Consider the following 507-nt stretch of genomic DNA (forward strand, 5'->3'; position numbering starts at 1 on the left):
CGCCAGCCCCGCCCGCACGCGCCCGGCCAGCGGCGAGAGCACCGACAGCAGGTGCGCCGCCATCGCCTCCGCCTCGTCGCCCGACAGGTCCGGCAGCAGCACCACCAGCGTGCCGCCCACCTGCCCCACCCCGTCCATCAACCGCAGCGCGCCGTGCAGGGCCTGCACCAGTTCCGCCTGCGACACCCACGCCGCCTCCACCTCCAGGGCCAGGACGCTCACCGCGCGCTCGTAGCTGCGCACCCGGTCCAGCTCCTCCGACAGCCGCGCCCGCAGCCCTTCGGCCTCCAGCGCCCGCCGGGCCGGAGGGGGCCGTTCGCCCCGGTGGAACACCAGCGTCACGTTGCCCAGCGTCACCACGTCCCCGCCGTCCAGCGGCCGGGTGCCCTGCACCTTCTCCCCATTCACGCGCACGCCGTTGTGGCTGCCCAGGTCCGCGATGAACGCCTCCCCGTCCGCCACCCCCACCTTCGCGTGCTGGCGGCTCACCGACGCGTCCTCCACCAC

General features: G+C 75.7%; 1 protein-coding gene. It reads right to left on the reverse strand.

Going from position 1 to position 507, the window contains the following annotated elements:
• On the reverse strand, window positions 1-507 hold a 507-nt coding region (locus D7V88_RS45365; protein WP_341870764.1), incomplete at its 3' end, for an FHA domain-containing protein.

The sequence above is a fragment of the Corallococcus terminator genome, assembly GCF_003611635.1.
GTDB lineage: Bacteria > Myxococcota > Myxococcia > Myxococcales > Myxococcaceae > Corallococcus > Corallococcus terminator.